This is a genomic window from Brevibacillus sp. HD3.3A, from assembly GCF_013284375.2.
In the GTDB taxonomy this organism is placed as follows: domain Bacteria; phylum Bacillota; class Bacilli; order Brevibacillales; family Brevibacillaceae; genus Brevibacillus; species Brevibacillus parabrevis.
In genome coordinates, this window is sequence record NZ_CP085874.1 from 2,951,398 (window position 1) to 2,973,154 (window position 21,757).

Consider the following 21,757-nt stretch of genomic DNA (forward strand, 5'->3'; position numbering starts at 1 on the left):
GAGCGCATCGCCGCAGTTGCAGGTGATCAGCAATTGACCTATGCCGAGCTGGAAGCGAGAGCGAATCAGCTTGCCAACTACTTGCAAAAGCAAGGCGTGGAAGCAGGCACTCTCGTCGGGCTGTGCGTCGACCGTTCGCTGGATATGCTCGTCGGTCTGCTCGGCATTTTGAAAGCAGGCGGAGCGTATGTGCCGCTCGATCCGGCTTATCCCGAAGAGCGTCTTGCCTTCATGCTGGCAGATGCGAAAATTTCCATTTTGCTGACGCAAAAACATCTAGGCAAGCAATGGAAAGGACGCAAGCGCCGTATCGTCTATCTCGACCGCGACGCGAAAAAGTGGGCAGCGGAAAGCCCGCTTGCGCCTGATGTAGATACGACAAAAGACAGTCTCGCCTACGTCATTTACACGTCCGGTTCGACAGGTACGCCAAAAGGAGTTCTCGCCGTGCATCGCGGCGTCGTTCGCCTGGTCAAAAACACGAACTACGTCACGATTAGCGAAGCGGACGTATTCCTGCAAGCGTCTACGGTTTCGTTTGACGCGGCTACTTTTGAAATCTGGGGCGCGTTGTTGAACGGAGCCAAGCTGGTGCTGATGCCGCCGGATTTGCCATCCCTCGATGAACTCGGAGAGGCGATTGTGCAGCACAAAGTAACGACGCTTTGGCTGACGGCAGGGTTGTTCTCGATCATGGTCGATCATAATGCGGACTATTTGCGCGGGGTGCGCCAACTGCTCGTCGGCGGCGATGTCGTCTCTGTTCCGCACGTGCGCAAAGTGCTGGCATTAGGCGGAGTGACGGTGATCAACGGCTATGGCCCGACGGAGAATACGACTTTTACGTGCTGCTATCCTGTCACGGAGTTGTCCGAAGATATTACTTCCTTCCCGATTGGCCGACCGATCAGCAACACGACCGTGTACGTCTTGGACAAACACAAGCAGCCTGTCCCGTATGGAGTAGCAGGCGAGTTATACATAGGGGGAGACGGCCTTGCTCTTGGTTACTTGAACAATCCGGAGCTGACCGCAGAGCGGTTCGTGGAGAATCCGTTCGATCCGCAAAAAGGATCGCGTCTGTACCGGACGGGCGATCTGGTGCGCTACTTGCCGAACGGCACGATTGAATTTATCGGGCGGATCGACAACCAGGTGAAAATCCGCGGTTTCCGCATCGAATTGGGGGAAGTGGAAGCAGCGCTTGCCTTGCACCCGGAAGTGAGTGAAACGGTCGTGATGGCGCGGGAAAACGACCGTGGCGAGAAGCATTTGACAGCGTATGTGACGGTTGCCAAAGACGATGCGCCAGAAGTTGCCGATTTGCAGGCATGGCTCAAAACGAAACTGCCTGAATACATGGTGCCTTCTGCTTATGTGTTCCTAGACGCGATGCCGCTGACAGCAAACGGCAAGATCGACCGCAGGCGCTTGCCGGAGCCGGAGTGGGGGAACCGTTCAGAGACAAAAGCATACACAGAGCCGCGCAATCAGGCGGAAGAGCTGATCGCAAGCATATGGTCGCAGGTGCTTGGAGTCGAAAAAGTGGGGATTCACGATAACTTTTTCGAGCTTGGCGGTCACTCCCTTTTGGCGACACGGGTCATTTCCCGGCTGCGCGAAGTGTTTGGAGTCGAGCAGTCTGTGCGCTCGATTTTTGAGCACCCGACGATTGACGCGTGGAGTGAACAAACGGCCGCTCTTCAGCTGGGAGGGCCGGGCACGGATGGCAGCTCGACTCAGATTCAGCCTGTGCCAAGAGATGGCGCTTTGCCGCTGTCTTTTGCCCAGCAACGCTTGTGGTTCTTCGATCAGTTGATGCCGGACAACCCGATGTACAACATTCCGTTTGCGCTGCGTTTGCAGGGGGAACTCGACGTCGCAGCATGGGAGAAAAGCTTGCAAGCGATTATCGCCCGTCACGAAAGCTTGCGTACGACGTTCACTGACATAGACGGACAAGCCGTACAGGTGATTCATCCGCAGCTGGACTGGAAACTGGATACCGTGGACTTGCGCGACCGTTCCAGCGAGGAAAAGCAGCAAGCAAGCGCGCGTCTGGCTGCTGACGATGCCGCCCGGCCGTTCGATCTGCGCCAAGGTCCGTTGATGCGCGCGACGATGATCCGGACAGAGGAGCAAGCGCACGTCTTTTTGATCAACATGCATCACATTGTTTCTGACGGCTGGTCAGTGGGTGTCTTCCTGCGCGAGTTGTTTGCCCATTACGAAGCGTACAGCAAAGGCGAAGTGCCGCAGCTCGCGCCAATGCCGATTCAGTATGCCGATTTTGCCGCCTGGCAGCGCGAGTGGCTGGAGGGCGAAGTATTGGAGCAGCAAGTCGCCTACTGGAAAGAGAAGCTCGGCGGGGCGGAACCGCTGCTCGCTTTGCCGACAGACCGACCGCGTCCTGCCTTGCAAAGCTACGAAGGGGCGACTTACACGACGAGCTTTTCGCACGATTTGCTCGCTAAATTGAAAAAGCTCAGCAAGGAAGCCAACACGACCTTGTTCATGACATTGCTCGCCGCTTTCCAAACGTTGCTGTATCGCTACAGCGGTCAGGAAGACATCGTCGTGGGCAGTCCGGTAGCTGGACGCAATCGTCAGGAAACCGAGAAATTGATCGGCTTCTTCGTCAACACGCTTGCTTTGCGCACGAACTTGTCAGGAGATTTGCCCTTTACCGAATTGCTGGCACGAGTACGCGAAACAGCGCTGGCAGCTTATGCGCATCAAGATGTGCCGTTTGAAAAGCTGGTCGATGAACTGCAACTGGAGCGCAGCCTCAGCTACTCGCAGCTGTTCCAGGTCATGTTCGTTCTGCAAAACTTCCCGCTGGAGGACGTCGAGACAGCAGGTCTTCACGTTGCGCCAGTGGATACCGAGAGCCATCTGACGACTTCCAAGTTCGACCTGACTTTGACGATGCGAGAGAAGGAAGACACCCTCGTCGCTGCATTTGAGTACAGCACGGACTTGTTCGACCGCACGACGATTGAGCGAATGGCTGAGCATTTGCAACATTTGTTGGCGTCGATCGTCACGCAACCGGAAGCGTCGCTCGATCAGCTTGCCCTCCTCGGCGAGAGCGAATGGAATAGGCTGGTGGTGGAGCAAAACGATACAGCCACCGACTATCCGCGCGACAAAACGGCGCACCAACTGTTTGCGGAAACGGCAGCCCGGTACCCGGAGCGCATCGCCGCAGTTGCGGGTGACCAGCAATTGACCTACGCCGAACTGGATACAAAAGCGAATCAGCTCGCCAACTACTTGCAAAAGCAAGGCGTGGAAGCAGGCACTCTCGTCGGGCTGTGCGTCGACCGTTCGCTGGACATGCTCGTCGGTCTGCTTGCGATTTTGAAAGCAGGCGGAGCGTATGTGCCGCTTGATCCGGCTTATCCCGAAGAGCGCCTCGCCTTCATGCTGGCAGATGCCAACGTATCGATTTTGCTGACGCAAAAACATTTAGGCAAGCAATGGAAAGGACGCAAGCGCCGCACGGTCTATCTCGACCGCGATGCGAAAAAGTGGACAGCGGAAAGTCCGCTTGCGCCTGCCGTGGATGCGACAAAAGACAGTCTCGCCTACGTCATTTACACGTCCGGTTCGACAGGCACGCCAAAAGGGGTTCTCGTCGCTCATCGCGGCATCGTCCGCCTGGTCAAAAACACAAACTACGTCACGATCACCGAAGAGGATGTATTCCTGCAAGCGTCTACGGTTTCGTTTGACGCGGCTACTTTTGAAATCTGGGGCGCATTGTTGAACGGAGCCAAGCTGGTGCTGATGCCGCCGGATTTGCCATCCCTCGATGAACTGGGCGAAGCGATTGTGCAGCACAAAGTAACGACGCTTTGGCTGACGGCAGGTTTGTTCTCGATCATGGTCGACCATAACGCAGACTATTTGCGCGGGGTGCGCCAACTGCTCGTCGGCGGCGATGTCGTCTCTGTTCCGCACGTGCGCAAAGTGCTGGCGCTGGACGGAGTGACGGTGATCAACGGCTACGGCCCGACGGAAAACACGACTTTTACGTGCTGCTATCCTGTCACAGAGCTGGCGGAAGAGATTACTTCCTTCCCGATTGGCCGACCGATCAGCAACACAACCGTGTACGTCTTGGACAAAAACAGACAGCCCGTTCCGCTGGGCGTGGCTGGCGAATTGTATATAGGCGGCGATGGGCTTGCCAGCGGTTACTTGAACAACCCGGAGCTGACCGCAGAGCGGTTCGTCGACAATCCGTTCGACCCGCAAAAAGCTTCGCGTCTGTACCGGACGGGCGATCTGGTGCGTTATTTGCCAGACGGCGCGATCGAGTTTATCGGGCGGATCGACAGCCAGGTGAAAATCCGCGGTTTCCGCATCGAATTGGGCGAGATCGAGACGGCACTGCTTCGCCATCCGGCTGTGCAAGAAGCGTTTCTCATGGTGCGCGAGGATGCCCCTGGCGACAAACGGCTTGCCGCTTACCTCGTTTTTGCAGGCGGCCAAACCGTCGAGCCTGTCGAGATGCGTTCGTATTTGAAAGATAAGCTGCCTGAGTACATGATCCCGTCCGCTTTCGTGCAGATGGACAGCTTCCCGTTGACTCCGAACGGAAAAGTGGATCGCCGGGCGCTGCCGACTCCCGAGTATGCGCGCAGCGAAGCCGCCAGCGGTTATGTCGCTCCTGCAACGGAGCTGGAAGTGAAGCTTGCGGATATATGGAAAACGGTGCTGGGTGTCGCTGATGTGGGCATCCACGACAACTTTTTTGAACTGGGCGGCGATTCGATTCTCAGCATCCAGATCGTGGCCCGGGCCAACCAGCTCGGGATTCGGCTCACGCCAAAGCAACTGTTCGAAAACCAGACGATTGCCGAATTGCTGCGCGTCGTGGCGGATTCCAGCCAGTTGCCCCATACGAAATGGGAAAACGAACAGGGCATCGTGACGGGAAATGTGCCGCTTACCCCGATTCAGAAGTGGTTTTTTGCAGCCGACCAACCGTCGTTGCACCATTGGAATCAATCTTTGCTGCTGACCGTTCAGCAACCGGTTGACGTATCCGTGCTGGAGCGTGCCATCGCAAGCTTGCTGTCCCACCACGATGCGTTGCGCATGAGCTTTTCTTTCGTGGATGGCGCGTGGACGCAGCAAATGAACGGACTTGGCGACCACACCCCGTTCCGTTGCGTGGATTTGTCCGACCTTTCGACACAAGAACAAGAGCAGGCAGCCCGCCTGGAGGAAATCGCCAGCGAGGTGCAAGCGAGCCTGAATATTGCGGAAGGCAATGTCGTTCAAGCCGTGTATTTCAATCTGGGTGAACAGAAAGCGGGCCGATTGCTGCTCGTCGTTCACCACCTGGTCGTCGACGGCGTCTCGTGGCGCATTTTGCTCGAAGATTTGCAGCATGCCTACGAGCAATTGGCGAACCATGCAGACGTGTCGTTCCCGGCGAAAACGACTTCGTTCAAAATGTGGGCGGAAAAATTGGCTGACTATGCCGACTCGGATGCGCTAGAGCAGGAAAAAGCGTACTGGCTGCAACAAAGCAGCGGCGGAAGCCCGCTTCCGGTCGATCATCCGTACGAGCCGAACGAGAATACAGAAGCGGCTGCGAAGCAAGTGACGCTTTCGCTTCGGGCAGACGAGACGCGCGCCTTGCTGCATGAGACGCTTACCGCTTACCGCCTGCAAATCAACGATGTATTGCTGGCCGCTTTGGCGAAAGCGATGCAGCGTTGGACAGGGCAAAAGACGTTGCATGTCCATCTGGAAGGGCACGGACGCGAGGAAATCATCGAAGGCGCGGATTTGTCCCGGACGGTTGGCTGGTTCACGAGCATGTATCCGGTACAGCTTGACTTTGACCAGTCGAAGCCATGGGGGCATGTGCTGAAAGCAGTCAAGGAGCAGCTGCGCCACATTCCGCAAAAAGGCATCGGCTACGGCATCCTGCAATACCTCAGCAATGATGACGAGTGGAAAGAGCAGCTGCAAGCCTATACGAAGCCGGAGATCAGCTTCAACTACCTCGGGCAGTTTGACCAGGTGGTATCGGCTGGCGCGAAGTTCGCCATGGCCGAGGAGTCGCGAGGGGCGAATATCGCCGCAGACGCGATCCGCGCTCATTTGATTGATGTAAACAGCGCCATTTCCGGGGAGCAATTGCATATCACCTGGATGTACAACGCGAACATCCATAACCAAGAAACAATCGAAGCGCTTGCCCGTGATTACATGGAGTCTTTGCGCGAGATTATGGAACATTGCCGATCAGAAGAGGCAGGGGGCTACACCCCATCCGATTTCCCGTTAGCGCGACTGGATCAGCGCGCCATCGACAACTATGTGGGCCGGGATCGCTCGATCGAGAACGTCTATCCGCTGACGCCATTGCAGGAAGGAATGCTTTTCCATTCCTTGTACGAACATGCGGGCGGAGACTACGTGGTTCAGTTTTCCATGACGATGCACCATGTCGAGGTCGACGTCTTCCGGCAGGCGTGGCAAAAAGTCGTGGATCGCCACTCCATTTTGCGTACATCGTTTATTTGGGACGGGGTGTCCACGCCGCATCAGATCGTTCGCAAGCACGTCCAGGTTGTCGTGGATGAACAAGATTGGCGGCATGTGCCCGCCGATCAGCAGAAAGCGGAGTGGGACGCCTTTTTGGAGGAGGATCGCAAGCGCAGCTTCGCGATTACAGAACCGCCGCTCATGCGCTGGACAATGCTTCGCATCAGCGATACAGCCTATCGGTTTATTTGGAGCTTCCACCACGTCTTGCTTGACGGCTGGAGCGTGCCGCTGGTCATGAAAGACTGGTTCGCTGCCTATATGGCTCTGGCTGACGGAAAAGACATTCAGCTCGGCGCTGTCCATCCGTTTTCCCAGTATGTCGCGTGGATTCAGCGCCAGGACTTGCAAGCGGCTGAACGCTTCTGGCGCAACCATCTGAAAGGGATCTACGCACCGACGCAAGTGAACTTCGGGCAGACCGTGCAAGCTGTCGGGGAGACGAAAAGCTACGACGAGCGCAGCATCCGCTTCTCCGCAGAGCGGACGCGAGAGCTGCAAGCTTTTGCCCGCCAGCATCAGGTGACGCTGAACACATTGGTGCAAAGTGCCTGGGCGATGATCCTCGGCACGTACAGCAAAGAAGCAGATGTCGTATTCGGAGCAACCGGATCAGGTCGTCCTGCCGATTTGCCTGGCGTAGAAAACATGGTGGGGCTGTTCATCAATACGTTGCCGATTCGCGTGACGCTGGACCCCGGCAAAAAAGTCCGGGAGTGGCTGCGCGAACTGCAAGAGCTGCAAGTGGAGCTGCGCCAGTACGAATACACGCCGCTGGTCGACATCCACGGCTGGAGTGAAATGGCCCGCAACGCTCCGCTGTTCGAGAGCATTTTCATCTTCGAGAACTACCCGATTGACGAGTCGGTCAAAGAAGTCGATCACAGCTTCCAGATCGCGGATGTGGACTCGGTCGAGCAGACGAACTACCCGCTTACGGTTGTTTGCGGCCCTGGCGCCGAGTTTCTCGTGAAAATCAAGTTCGACCAAAGCCGATTTGACGGTGGACGCATCGAACGCGTGCTGGAGCAAATGACGCTTTTGCTCCAATCGATGACCGCCAACCCGGATCAGCTGTTGGCTGACGTGAACATGATTAGTCAGAGTGAACAAAAGCAGGTTTTGATCGAGTGGAACGAGACGAAGGTGGACTATCCGACCGGGCTTTGCGTGCAGCAAGCCTTTGAACAGCAAGTGGAAAAGACGCCGGATGCCGTGGCGCTCATCTACAAAGACGTGGAGCTGACGTACGCCGAGCTGAACCAGCGGGCAAACCAACTGGCGCATCGGCTGCTTGCGCAAGAAGTGAAGCCGGACACCTTGGTCGGCATCTGCGTCGAACGCTCCCCGGAAATGATCATCGGAATTTTCGGGGTGATGAAAGCAGGAGCTGCCTACGTGCCAATCGACCCGGCCCTGCCGCAAGAGCGCATCGCCTACATGGTCGAGGATTCGCAGGCGAGCATTTTGCTGACACAGCAATCTTTGGCTGAACTTTTGCCGGAAACAAAGGCTCGCGTGATTTGCCTGGACGGTGATTCGCTGGCAAATGAGCCTGTTGCCAATCCGGCAAGCGAGGTAACGGAGCAAAATCTGGCTTATGTCATGTACACATCTGGTTCAACCGGATTGCCAAAAGGGGTCATGGTGGAGCATCACAGCGTGGTGAATCTGGCTCATGCCTTGATCGAGGCGTTCCGGATTCAGCCATCCAGCCGCGTCTTGCAGTTTACGTCGTTCAGTTTTGACGTGTCTGTGTCCGAGATCGTCATGGCGTTGCTCGCAGGTGCGGCCTTGGTGATCGAGGATCGCGAAGTGCTTTTGCCTGGCCCGGAATTAATCTCGGTTTTGCAACAAAAGCGCATCACGACAGTCTCGATGGTGTCTTCGGTTCTGGCGGCACTGCCCGCCGCCGATCTGCCTGATTTGCAGACGCTGATCGTGGGCGGAGAAGCACCGAGCCGCGAGCTTGTCGCCCGCTATGCGGATCGTCGTCAGTTTTTCAACTGCTACGGGCCGACAGAGGCAACGGTTTGCTCCACGATGATGCTTTGCAACGCGGGGATGAAGAGCGCGCCGATCGGTCGTCCGCTCGCCAACGCGACCTTGTACGTGCTGGATGCGAATCAAAAGCCTGTACCTGTAGGGGTGCCCGGCGAGCTGTACATCGGTGGAAAAGGACTGGCGCGCGGCTACTGGAACCGCCCGGAGCTTACCGCAGAGCGCTTTATCGCGCATCCGTTCGGAGCAAAAGGAGAGCGTCTGTATCGCACGGGCGACCTCGTTCGCTATTTGCCAGACGGCAACCTTGAGTTCCTCGGACGCATCGATACCCAAGTGAAAATTCGCGGGTACCGTATCGAGCTGGGCGAAATCGAAAGTGCGCTCAGCCAGCACCCGGCGATTCAGGAAGCGGTTGTCATCGCATGGGAGCAGCGTCTGGCCGCGTATATGGTGGCAGCGGGCGAAGCACAACCAGCCGCAGAGGAGCTTGCCCGTTATTTGAAAGAGACATTGCCCGACTACATGATCCCGGCAGGCTTTGTCTTTATGGACGCGATTCCGCTCACGGTGAACGGAAAAGTCGACCGCAGAGCATTGCCCGCACCGGATTGGGGGATTTTGGCGACACGTCAAGAGTATGTCGCGCCGCGGACGCCGACGGAGGAAATGGTGGCGAATATATGGGCGCAGCTGCTTTCCGTCGAGAAAATCGGCGTGCATGACGATTTCTTTGAGCGGGGCGGACATTCGCTCCTGGCGACACAAGCGATTTCCCGCTTGCGGCAAGCATTTGGCGTAGAATTGCCGCTGCGCATGCTGTTCGATCACCCGACGACGGCGGCGATCAGTACACAGATTGCGTCCCTTTTGCAAGGGGAAACCGCTCTTCGCAGCCAGCCAATCGTGCCAGTGGCGCGCGACCAGCATGTACCGCTTTCGTTTGCGCAACAACGGTTGTGGTTCCTGGACAGGCTGATCCCGAACAGCTTCCTGTACAACATCCCGTCCGCTGCCCGTTTGCACGGGGAACTGGATGTCGAGGCGTGGGAACGCAGTCTCAAGCTGCTGATCCAGCGTCACGAGAGCTTGCGGACGACTTTTTCGGATCGAGACGGGGAAGCGGTGCAAATCATTCACCCGGCAATCGAGTGGAGCCTGGGCCGAGTGGATTTGCGCGAATGGGCCGAAGCTGAGCGCGAAGCGAAGGCATTGCAGCTCGCGATAGAAGATGCCAAGCGACCGTTTGACCTGGAGCGCGGCCCGTTGCTGCGGGCGAGCTTGCTCGTCATGGCTCAGCAAGAGTACGTCTTTTTGCTCAACCTGCACCATATCGTTGCGGATGGCTGGTCGATGAACGTATTCATGGAAGAGCTTGTGACCATATACGAAGCATTGTCTGCCGGGAAAACGCCGCAGCTTGCCGAACTGCCGCTGCAATACGCTGACTATGCCGCATGGCAGCGCGATTGGCTGCAAGGCGACGTGCTGGAGCAGCAGCTTGCGTATTGGAAAGCAAAAGTCGGTGGCGCAGAACCGCTGCTTGCCCTGCCGACAGACCGTCCGCGTCCGGCCGTGCAAAGCCACAAAGGAGCCATGCATACGATCACGCTTCCGGCAGAACGGCTTGCGGCTTTGAAAACACTCAGCCGGGAAGAAGGCTCGACTTTGTTCATGACCTTGCTCGCTGCCTTCCAGACCTTGCTTTATCGCTACAGCGGCCAAAGCGACATCGTCGTCGGCAGTCCGGTCGCGGGACGCAACAGACAGGAAACCGAGTCGCTGATCGGCTTCTTCATTAATACACTGGCGATGCGCACGGACCTGTCCGGTGAACCGACCTTCCGCGATTTGCTCGGAAAAGTGCGCGAGACGGCGCTGGAAGCGTACGCCCATCAAGACCTGCCGTTTGAAAAGCTGATCGATGAACTGGAGCTGGAACGAAGCCTTAGCTACTCGCCGCTGTTCCAGGTGATGTTCGTTTTGCAAAACATCCCGATGGACGCCCAAGCGCTGTCGCACATTCGCCTTGAGCCGTTCCACATCGGTCAAGAGGGAGTCAGCGCGAAGTTTGACATCACCTTGACCACGGTCGAATTGCCTGCAGGGCTGATGGCGACCTTCGAATACAATACCGATCTGTTTGATCCGGCGACGATTGAGCGCATGGCGGGCCATTACGCCAACCTGCTTGCAGCTGTTTCGGTCAATCCGCTGCAACCGATCACTGCCATTCCGCTTGTCAGCGACCAAGAGCGTAAGCAAGTGCTTTTCCAATGGAACGATACGAGCGTGCCGTCAGAACGCGATACGTGCGTGCATGAGCAGGTTGCCCGAATCGCGCAGCAGCTGCCGAATCAACTGGCAGTCGTCTCGGACGAAGGACAGATCACCTATGCCGAGCTGGATGCCAAAGCGAATCAAGTAGCGAATTACTTGCACAAGCAGGGAATTATCTCTGAAACGCTTGTCGGAGTTTGCCTGGATCGCTCCATCGACATGCTCGTCGCCCAGTTGGGGATACTCAAGGCGGGCGGTGCCTATGTCCCGATGGACCCGGCGTATCCGCAAGAGCGGCTCGCGTTCATGATGCAAGATGCCGAGATGCCAGTCGTATTGACCCAGGAGCATCTGCTTGCGCAATTGCCAGAGGCGAGAGCGACGTTCCTTTGCCTGGATCGCGATTGGAGTCTCATTGCAGAAGAGAGCGACGTGGCTCCGGTGATCGCTACAAACCGCGACAATTTGGCTTACGTCATTTACACGTCTGGTTCGACCGGAACGCCAAAAGGGGTAGAGATCGAGCATGCTGCCTTGTTAAATCTCGTCTCTTGGCACCAGCGCGCGTACGAGGTGGGCGCAGAAGACCGGGCGACGCAAATTGCCGGGACAGCTTTTGACGCTTCTGTCTGGGAAATCTGGCCGTATTTGACAAAGGGAGCGACGCTATACCTCCCGTCCGAAGAAATTCGTCTCGTGCCGGAGCAGCTGCGAGATTGGCTCGTCGCATCAGGCATCACCATCAGCTTTTTGCCGACGCCATTGGCGGAACGGTTGCTGACCTTGGAGTGGCCGAGCGATGCCAAGCTGCGCTACATGCTGACAGGAGGAGACAAGCTGCACGACTACCCGCCGGCAACGCTGCCGTTTGTTTTGGCGAACCAATACGGGCCGACGGAAAACGCCGTCGTCGCCACGGCAGGCATCGTTCCGGCAGCAGCTGGCCAAGTATCCGCGCCATCAATCGGCCGTCCGATCGACAATGTGCAGGTGTACGTGCTCGATGAAAAGCTGCAACCCGTGCCGATTGGCGTAGCGGGAGAGCTGTACATCGCCGGAGACAGCCTGGCGCGCGGTTATTTGCATCGCCCTGACTTGACCAGAGAACGCTTCATCGCGAATCCGTACGGGCAAAAAGCGGGCGCGCGCATGTACAAGACCGGGGACCTTGTCCGCTACTTGCCGGATGGAAACATCGAGTTCATCGGACGCGCTGACGACCAGGTGAGCATTCGCGGCTTCCGCGTCGAACTCGGTGAAATCGAAACGGTTCTGTACAGCCACCCGGCGGTCAAAGAAACGATTGTCCTCGTTCGCGAAGACATGCCGGGGATGAAGCGGCTTGTCGCCTATATCGTGCAGCGAGAAGGGCAGGAAGGACAAGCCGTTCAAGCAGGCGACTTCCGCAGCTACTTGAAGGAAATGTTGCCTGAGTACATGGTGCCAGCGGCTTTTGTCTTCATGGCTGACCTGCCGCTGACTCCGAACGGCAAAGTGGATCGCCGCGCATTGCCAGCGCCTGATCTGTTCAATAGCGAGGCGGACGGCACTTATGTAGCACCGAGAAACGAGCTGGAGCTCAAGCTTGCGCATATATGGAAAAATGTTCTTGGATTAGCGGATGTTGGGATACGCGATAACTTTTTCGAACTGGGTGGCGACTCGATCCTGAGCATCCAGATCGTGTCCCGGGCCAACCAGGCGGGGATTCGCCTGACGCCGAAACAGCTTTTGGCAAACCAGACGATTGCGGAATTGGCAAGCGTCGCTACAGTGACGGACGAAAGCGAAGCAACAAAACTGCCGAATGAACAGGGCATCGTGACAGGTGACGTGCCGCTCACGCCGATTCAAACGTGGTTCTTCGCCTCCGAACAGCCGTCTGTGCACCATTGGAATCAATCCTTGCTTTTGACGGTGCAGCAGCCTGTAGATTTGGCTGTTTTGGAGCGCACCGTCGAGTGCCTGCTCGCTCATCATGACGCATTGCGCATGCGCTATAGCCGGACAGAGCAAGGCTGGACACAGCGGATCGAAGGACTTCCCGAGACAATTCCTTTCCGCAGCGTCGACCTTTCCGCCTTCCCGACGACGGCGGAGCAAGAGATGCGACTGGAGGAAATATCCAGCGAAGTGCAAGCGAGCCTCGATCTGACTGAGGGGCCTGTTGTCCAAGCGGTTTACTTCCAGCTAGGGGCCGAACAGCCGGGCCGTCTGTTGATCGTCGCTCACCATCTTGTGGTAGACGGTGTATCTTGGCGCATTTTGCTCGAGGACTTGCAAACCGCTTACGAGCAATTGGCAAAAGGACAAGCGGTGCAGCTTGCGGCGAAGACGACCTCGTTCAAGACGTGGGCCGAGCAATTGCGATTGTACGCGACGTCCGAAGCGCTTGATCAGGAAAAAGCATTTTGGCTGGAACAAATGGACGAGGTAAAACCGCTGCCGATTGACCGCACCTTCGAGCCAAGCGAAAACACGGAAGCGACCGTTAAACAAGTCATGCTTTCCTTGAACGCGGAAGAGACTCGCGCCTTGCTGCAAGATACGCTCTCGCCATATCGTCTGCAAATCAATGACGTGCTGCTTGCCGCTTTGACCAAAGCGCTCCATCGCTGGACAGGCGAGCAGACAGTCGCGATTCATCTGGAAGGGCATGGGCGCGAGGAGTTGATCGAGGGCGCAGACTTGTCCCGGACGGTTGGCTGGTTTACGAGCCTGTACCCGGTACAGCTTTCGGTCGACCCGACGAAGCCGTGGGGAGACACGCTGAAAGCGGTCAAGGAACAACTGCGCAGCATTCCGAACAAAGGCGTCGGTTACGGCATTTTGCGCTATTTGAGCGAGGATGAGGAGCTGCAAAAGCGTCTGGCAGAAAAGGCGCAGGCAGAAATCAGCTTCAACTACCTCGGACAATTTGATCAGGCAGTTGTACCCGAGTCGAAATTCGGGATGGCGCAAGAAGCGAGAGGCGCCAATGTGGGGCAGCAGGCGATTCGCCAGCACCTGCTCGACGTAAACAGCGTGATTGCAGGGGAGCAGCTCCACGTCACGTGGATGTACAGCGAAAACATTCACGAGGAAGCCACGATCCAGCAGCTTGCCCGCAACTATTTGGAAGCGCTGCGTGAAATCATTGCGCATGCCCAGTCCGAAGCGGCAGGCGGCTATACGCCATCTGACTTCCCGCTTGCACGGATGGATCAGCGCGCGCTCGACAAGTATTTGGGACAAAATCGCTCGATCGAAAACGTCTATCCGCTAAGCCCGTTGCAAGGCGGCATGTTGTTCCACTCTCTGTACGAGCAGGAGGGAGGAGACTACGTCGTTCAACTGGCGATGACGGTGGAAGGACTGGATGTCGAAGCGTTTGAGCAGGCGTGGCAAAAGGTTGTGGATCGCCATTCGATTTTGCGCACCTCGTTTATATGGGAAGGCTTGACGGAACCGCATCAAGTCGTCCGCAAGCAAGTGAAGGCGTGCGTGGAAAAAATCGACCTGCGCCATCTGACGCCTGACCAGCAAAAAGCGGAGCTGAGCGAATACTTGGCGGCTGACCGCCGACGCAGCTTCGAGATCGCTGTGGCACCACTCATGCGCTGGACGCTGTTCCGGTTGAGCGAGAGTGCGTATCGCTTCACATGGAGCTTCCACCACGTCTTGCTCGATGGCTGGAGCATCCCGATTGTGCTGAAAGACTGGTTTAGCGCTTATTTGTCTCTGGCAGAAGGAAAAGAAGTCGCGCACAGCTTTGTTCAACCGTTCGCTCATTACCTAGAGTGGGTACAGCGGCAAGACTTGCAAGCCGCCGAACAATTTTGGCGTGAGCAGCTTGCAGGCTTTTACGAGCCAACTCCACTGGCGATGGGCAACAGCACTGGCGGCCGGGCTGATTTGCCAAAAGGGTACGAGGAGCAAGAAATTCGTCTGGCGAAAGACGCGACCGCCCGCTTGCAAGCTTTTGTCCGTACGCACCAGTTGACGCTGAATACGTTGGTGCAAGGGGCGTGGGCGCTGATGCTTGGCCGCTACGGCGGAACGGATGACGTCGTCTTCGGTGCGACAGGGTCCGGGCGTCCCGCCGATCTGCCTGGCGTAGAGAGCATGGTGGGACTTTTCATCAACACTTTGCCGATTCGCGTTGCTTTGGATGCGAACCAATCCGTTCGGGAATGGCTGCGCGGCATGCAGGAGCAGCAAGTGGAGCTTCGCCAGTATGAGTACACGCCATTGGTCGACATCCAGGGCTGGAGTGAAATGACGCGCAACACCGCCTTGTTCGAAAGCATTTTCATTTTTGAAAATTACCCGATCGGGGAGTCGGTGAAAGACGAACAGCACCAGCTGCGCTTGTCTGACGTGGAGACGATCGAGCAGACGAACTATCCGCTTACGGTCGTCTGCGGCCCGGGCGAAGAGTTGATTGTAAAAATCAAGTACGAGCAAAACCGATTTGCGCCTGAGCAAATCGAGCGCGTGTTGCAGCAGATGTCTCAGTTGCTTCAGGACATGACAGCAAAGCCGGAACAACGTCTCCAGGACGTGTCGATGATCAGTGAGCGCGAGTGCCAGCAAGTTTTGGTCGACTGGAACGAGACGAGCGTGGCCTACCCGCAGCAGCTATGCGTCCATCAGGCGTTTGAACAGCAAGTGGAAAAGACGCCGGATGCCGTTGCTCTCGTCTACAAGGACGTGGAACTGACCTATACCGAGTTGAACGAACGGGCAAACCAGTTGGCCCACCGATTGCTTGCTGAAGGGGTAAAACCGGATGAACTGGTAGGGATTTGCGTCGAGCGTTCTCCGGAAATGATCGTCGCTTTCCTCGGCGTGATGAAAGCAGGGGCAGCTTACGTTCCGCTCGACCCGGCGCACCCGCAAGAACGGATTGCCTACATGATCGAGGATTCGCAGGCGAGCGTTTTGTTGACGCAGGCTTCACTTACAGACAGACTGCCAGCTTCGTCCCGTCAGGTCATTTGCCTGGACAGCGACGAATTGGCGAACGAGCCTGTCACAAACGCGGAAACGAGCGTCGGCGAGCACAATCTCGCTTACGTGATCTATACGTCCGGCTCGACCGGATTGCCAAAAGGCGTAATGATCGAGCATCGCAGCGTGATCAATTTGGCCTATGACTTGATCCGCCATTTCCAGATCGATGCGACCAGCCGCGTCCTGCAATTCATCTCGTTCAGTTTCGACGTGTCGGTCTCGGAGATCGTCATGAGTTTGCTTGCCGGAGCGACACTCGTGATCGAGGATCGCGAGTCGCTTTTGCCGGGGCCAGAGCTGATCCGGGTGCTCCAGGAGCAACGAATTACGACTTTCGCGATGGTTTCCTCTGTGCTGGCTGCCTTGCCAGAAGCAGATTTGCCAGACTTGCGGACGATCATTGTCGGCGGGGAAGCGCCGAGCCGGGAGCTTGTCGCCCGCTACGCTACAGGCCGTCAATTCATCAACTGCTACGGACCGACCGAAACGACCGTCACGGCTACGCTCAAGCATTGCCAGGACGACGGAAAAAATCCGCCAATCGGCCGCCCGATCGCCAATACGACGGTCTACGTGCTGGACGCTCATCTGCAACCTGTGCCAATCGGCGTGCCAGGTGAGCTGTACATCGGCGGAAAAGGGGTGGCGAGAGGTTACTGGAACCGTCCCGAGCTTACAGCAGAGCGCTTTATCGCGAACCCGTTCGGCCAAGCAGGCGAGCGACTGTACCGGACGGGCGACCTGGTGCGTTACTTGGAAAACGGCGAGCTGGAATTTCTCGGCCGGATCGACGACCAGGTGAAAATCCGCGGCTACCGCATCGAGCTGGGGGAAATCGAAAATGCGCTCAGACAGCATCCAGCGGTGCAAAATGTCGTCGTGATCGCACGGCAGGAGGGAGCGGGAGACAAACGTCTGGCGGCTTATCTGGTCGCCGCGACCGGGCAGCAGCCGGATGAAGCAGAGCTTGTCCGCTACTTGAAGTCGACCTTGCCGGAATACATGGTGCCAGCAGGCTACGTCTGGCTGGAAAAAATTCCGCTCACGGTCAACGGAAAAGTGGATCGCCGCGCCCTTCCAGCTCCTGACTACGGACATGCCGAGACAGGCAAAGCGTACGTGGCGCCGCGCAAGCCGATCGAAGAAATCGTGGCGAACATTTGGGCACAAGTGCTTTCTGTAGAGCGCGTCGGCGTTTACGATGATTTCTTTGAACTGGGCGGACATTCGCTTTTGGCTACGCAAGCCGTCTCCCGTTTAAAAGAAGCATTTGGCGTCAATGTCCCGCTGCGCACGCTGTTCGAACATCCTGATGTGGCCGGAATGAGCGAAAAGCTTGCCGGGCTGCTAGAGGAGCAATCAGGCGTCACCAGCATTCCGCTCGTCCCTGTACCGCGGGACAAACAGTTGCCGCTGTCTTTCGCCCAGCAAAGGCTGTGGTTCCTGGATCGCCTGATGCCGGACAGCGCCTTGTACAACATCCCGTCTGCCGTACGGATTCAAGGGCAGCTCAACATCCGGGCATGGGAGCGCAGTCTGCAAACGATCATCGAGCGGCACGAAAGCTTGCGCACGACTTTCACCGACATCGGCGGAGAAGCGGTGCAAGTCATTCACGAGATGATGGAATGGCGTCTCGTTGAAATCGACCTGCGCGATTTGCCGGACGAAGAGCGCGAAGCTGCGGTACAGCGTCTGGAAAAGGCAGAGGCCAGCCAGCCGTTCAACTTGCGTACAGGGCCGTTGCTGCGAGCTACGCTGATTCAGACGGGCGAAGAAGATTTCGTCTTCCTGCTCAACATGCACCATATCGTCTCTGACGGTTGGTCGATGAGCATTTTCATGGGAGAGCTTGCGACGATTTACGAAGCGCTCTCCAAGGGAGATACGCCGCAGCTCGCCGAAATGCCGCTGCAATACGCCGATTTTGCCGCGTGGCAGCGCGATTGGCTGCAAGGCGAGGTGCTCGAACAGCAGCTGGCTTACTGGAAAGAAAAACTCGGTGCCGCCGAGCCGATGCTGGCTTTGCCGACAGATCGTCCGCGCCCGGCTGTGCAAACGCATCACGGAGCCTTGTACACGACGGCGTTCCCGCTGGCGTTGACAGAAAAGCTGCACGCTTTAAGCCGCCAAGAAGGCGCGACGCTGTTCATGACGTTGCTTGCGGCGTTCCAGACTTTGCTCTATCGCTACAGCGGTCAAGACGACATCATCGTCGGCAGCCCGGTCGCCGGACGCAACAAACAGGAAACCGAGTCGATGATCGGCTTTTTCATCAACACCTTGGCGATGAGAACGGACATGTCCGGCGTACCTACTTTCCGCGAACTGCTGTCGAGAGTACGCGATACGGCGCTGGAAGCCTACACCCATCAAGACCTGCCCTTTGAAAAGTTAATAGACGAACTGGAGCTGGAGCGCAGCCTGAGCTACTCGCCGCTTTTCCAAGTCATGTTCGCCCTGCAAAACTTCCAGATGCTGACCCGTGAATTTGAGGGCATCGAGATCGTACCGTTTGAAAGCAAGAACGAAGCCGTCATGTCCAAGTACGACATCAGCCTGACGATGGCGGAAACGCAAAACGGCTTGGTCGCTACGTTTGACTACAACACCGATTTGTTCGACCACAGCACGATCGTGCGCATGGTCAATCATTTCCATCAGCTGCTGGAGGGCATCGTCGCCCGACCGGACAGCTCGATTCAGGCGTTGCCGCTGCTTGCGACAGATGAGCGCGAGCAGCTTGTATCCGCTTGGAACAACACGGCTGCCGCTTACACGTACGAGCAAACCGTGCACGAGCTGGTTGCCGCTATGGCCGAAAAAATGCCGGAGCAACTGGCGGTCGTCTCCGCCGAAGGCTCGCTCACGTACGCACAACTGGATGCAAAAGCGAACCAGCTGGCGAACTACCTGAAACAGCAAGGGATTACACCAGAGACGCTCGTCGGGATTTGCGTCGAACGCTCCAGCGAGATGATCGTTGGACAACTGGGCATTCTCAAGGCGGGCGGCGCGTTTGTTCCGATGGACCCAGCCTATCCGCAAGAGCGTCTGGCTTTCATGATGGCAGACACAGGCATGCCGTTTGTGCTGACGCAAGAACGCTTGCTGGAAACATTGCCTGCGGGCGATGCCGCGTTCATTTGCCTCGATGCGGACTGGGAGGTCATTGCCGAAGAGAGCACGCAAGCGCCGGAATTGGCAGTGACAACCGACCAGCTCGCCTACGTGATCTACACGTCCGGCTCAACGGGAACGCCAAAAGGGGTAGAGATCGAGCACCGCGCTCTGTTGAACCTCATTTATTGGCACCAACATGCCTACACCATCACGCCAGATGATCGGGCATCGCAAATCGCGGGAACAGCTTTTGACGCCGCTGTCTGGGAAATTTGGCCGTACATGACGGCAGGAGCCACGCTGTACTTGCCGCAGGAAGAGATTCGTCTCATCCCGGAAAAACTGCGCGACTGGCTCGTTGCCGAAGGAATCACGATCAGCTTCCTGCCGACGCCATTGGCAGAGAGCATGCTGTCTGTTGACTGGCCGTCCCATGCTGCCTTGCGTTACGTGCTGACAGGCGGCGACAAGCTGCATCATTACCCGGCGGAGCATGTGCCGTTTACGCTGGTCAACCAGTACGGCCCTACGGAAAATGCGGTCGTCGCCACAGCAGGCATCGTCGCGGTTCAAGCTGGTCAGGTCACTCCGCCTTCGATCGGGCGACCGATTGACAATGTGCAAGTGTACATTTTGGACGAACAGCGCCAGCCAGTGCCGATTGGTGTGACAGGCGAGTTGTACATTGCCGGCAGCAGCTTGGCTCGCGGTTACTACAAGCGTCCTGATCTGACGCAGGAACGCTTCGTCGACAATCCGTTCACAGCGAATCGCGGGGCGAAAATGTACCGGACGGGGGATCTCGTGCGCTACTTGCCAGACGGCCAGATCGAATTTATCGGCCGCTCCGACGACCAGGTGAGCATCCGCGGTTTCCGCGTCGAGTTGGGCGAGATTGAGAGTGTGCTGTATCAGCACTCAGCGGTCAAAGAGGCGATCGTTCTTGCCCGCGAAGATATGCCGGGCGTGAAACGACTGGCCGCCTATGTCGTGGTGGCAGAAGACGATGCGGAACAGGCTGACGATTTGCGCGGCTACCTCAAGGAGAAACTGCCGGAATACATGGTGCCAGCGGCCTTTGTCACGCTGAAAGCTCTGCCGCTCACGCTAAACGGCAAAGTAGACCGCCGGGCCTTGCCTGTACCGGAGTACACAGCTGCTGATGGTGAATATGTAGCTCCAGAGACGTTCGTCGAAAAAGTTTTGGCGCAAATATGGAAGGAAGTGCTCGGAGTCGAGGAAGTCGGGATTCACGACAACTTCTTTGAACTCGGCGGAGATTCGATCCTGAGCATTCAGATTGTGGCCAGAGCAGGGCAGTCCGGCATCCGCCTGTCGCCCAAGCTTTTATTCGAAAATCAGACGATTGCCGAGCTGTCGCATGCTGTGGGAGATTCGGTCAACATTTGCGCGGAACAAGGTCTTGTCACAGGCGAAGTGCCGCTCCTGCCGATTCAGCACTGGTTCTTCGAGCAAAAACTGGCGGATCGCAACCATTGGAACCAATCCGTCCTGCTCACCGTTCAGCCGATCGATCCGGAGATTTTGAAACAAGCCTTTTATCACTTGCTCGGTCACCATGATGCCTTGCGTCTCCGTTTCTACCATCAAAATGGAGCGTGGAAGCAGGCGGGCGCTGAGTGGACCGATATCATTCCGTTTTATGTGGTGGAGTTGGGAGATTTGCCAGCGAACCAGCAAGTGGAGCAGATCGAGAAGCTGTCCGGGGAAGCGCAGGCAAGCTTGCACCTGGCAGATGGCCCGTTGCTCCGCGCCGTTTACTTCGACATGGGCGCCGGGCAGGAAGGCCGTTTGCTGATCGTCATTCACCACCTGGCAGTCGACGGGGTGTCATGGCGAATCATCACGGAAGACTTGAACAAGGCGTGCAACCAGCTTTTGCAAGGCAAGCAGGTACAACTGCCGCCGAAGACAAGCTCCTACAAATATTGGGCGGAAAAACTGGTCGAGTACGCCGCGTCCGACAGTCTCACGGAAGAGGCCGACTACTGGCTGAGCCGTCTCGATACAGAGGTGGCTGCTCTGCCAAAAGATTACGAGCACGGTCAAAACCGCGAGCTTGCAGCCAGAACCGTTTCCGTCGCCTTGACGCAGGAAGAGACGAAAGTGCTGTTGCAAGAGCTGCCAGCCGTCTACCAAACCCAGATCAACGACGTCTTGCTGACTGCCTTGGCAGAAGCGGTCTTCGTCTGGACGGGCAATCAGACCACTTTGGTGCATCTGGAAGGGCACGGACGCGAAGACATTTTTGACGATGTCGATCTGTCCCGGACAGTCGGCTGGTTCACGAGCATGTACACGATTTTGCTGGATACGCGGGGAACAAGCTCGCTTACAGAAGCGCTGCAAATGACGAAAGAACAGTTGCGCAGCATTCCGCACAAAGGAATCGGCTACGGCATCCTCCGTTACTTGAACAAGGAAACGGCGGAGAAGTTCAAGTCTTTGCCCAAAGCGCAGATCAGCTTCAACTACCTCGGCCAGCTGGATCAGGCGGTTCGTGACACGGACTCCCTGTTCGGCTTTGCCAGCGAAGCGAGAGGCGACAACTTCAACCGCAACTCGGATCGCCAACACCTGCTCGATTTCGGGTGCTCGGTCGTCGGTGGTCAACTGGTGGTGAGCATCGCCTTCAGCAAAGAAATTTACCGCAAGGAAACGATCGAAGCGCTGGCAGATTACTACATCACTGCCTTGCGCCAATTGCTTGCACACGCAAAGACAGACAAAGCCGCCGCACCAGCCCAATCGGCTGCGAGCAACT

Annotated in this window: 1 pseudogene; it reads left to right on the forward strand. The window is 56.9% G+C overall.

Annotated elements, in window-relative coordinates:
- Positions 1-33 precede the first annotated feature (33 nt).
- Positions 34-21,726 (forward strand): annotated as a pseudogene (locus tag HP435_RS29070) (non-ribosomal peptide synthase/polyketide synthase); the annotation flags it as partial.
- Positions 21,727-21,757: the final 31 nt, after the last annotated feature.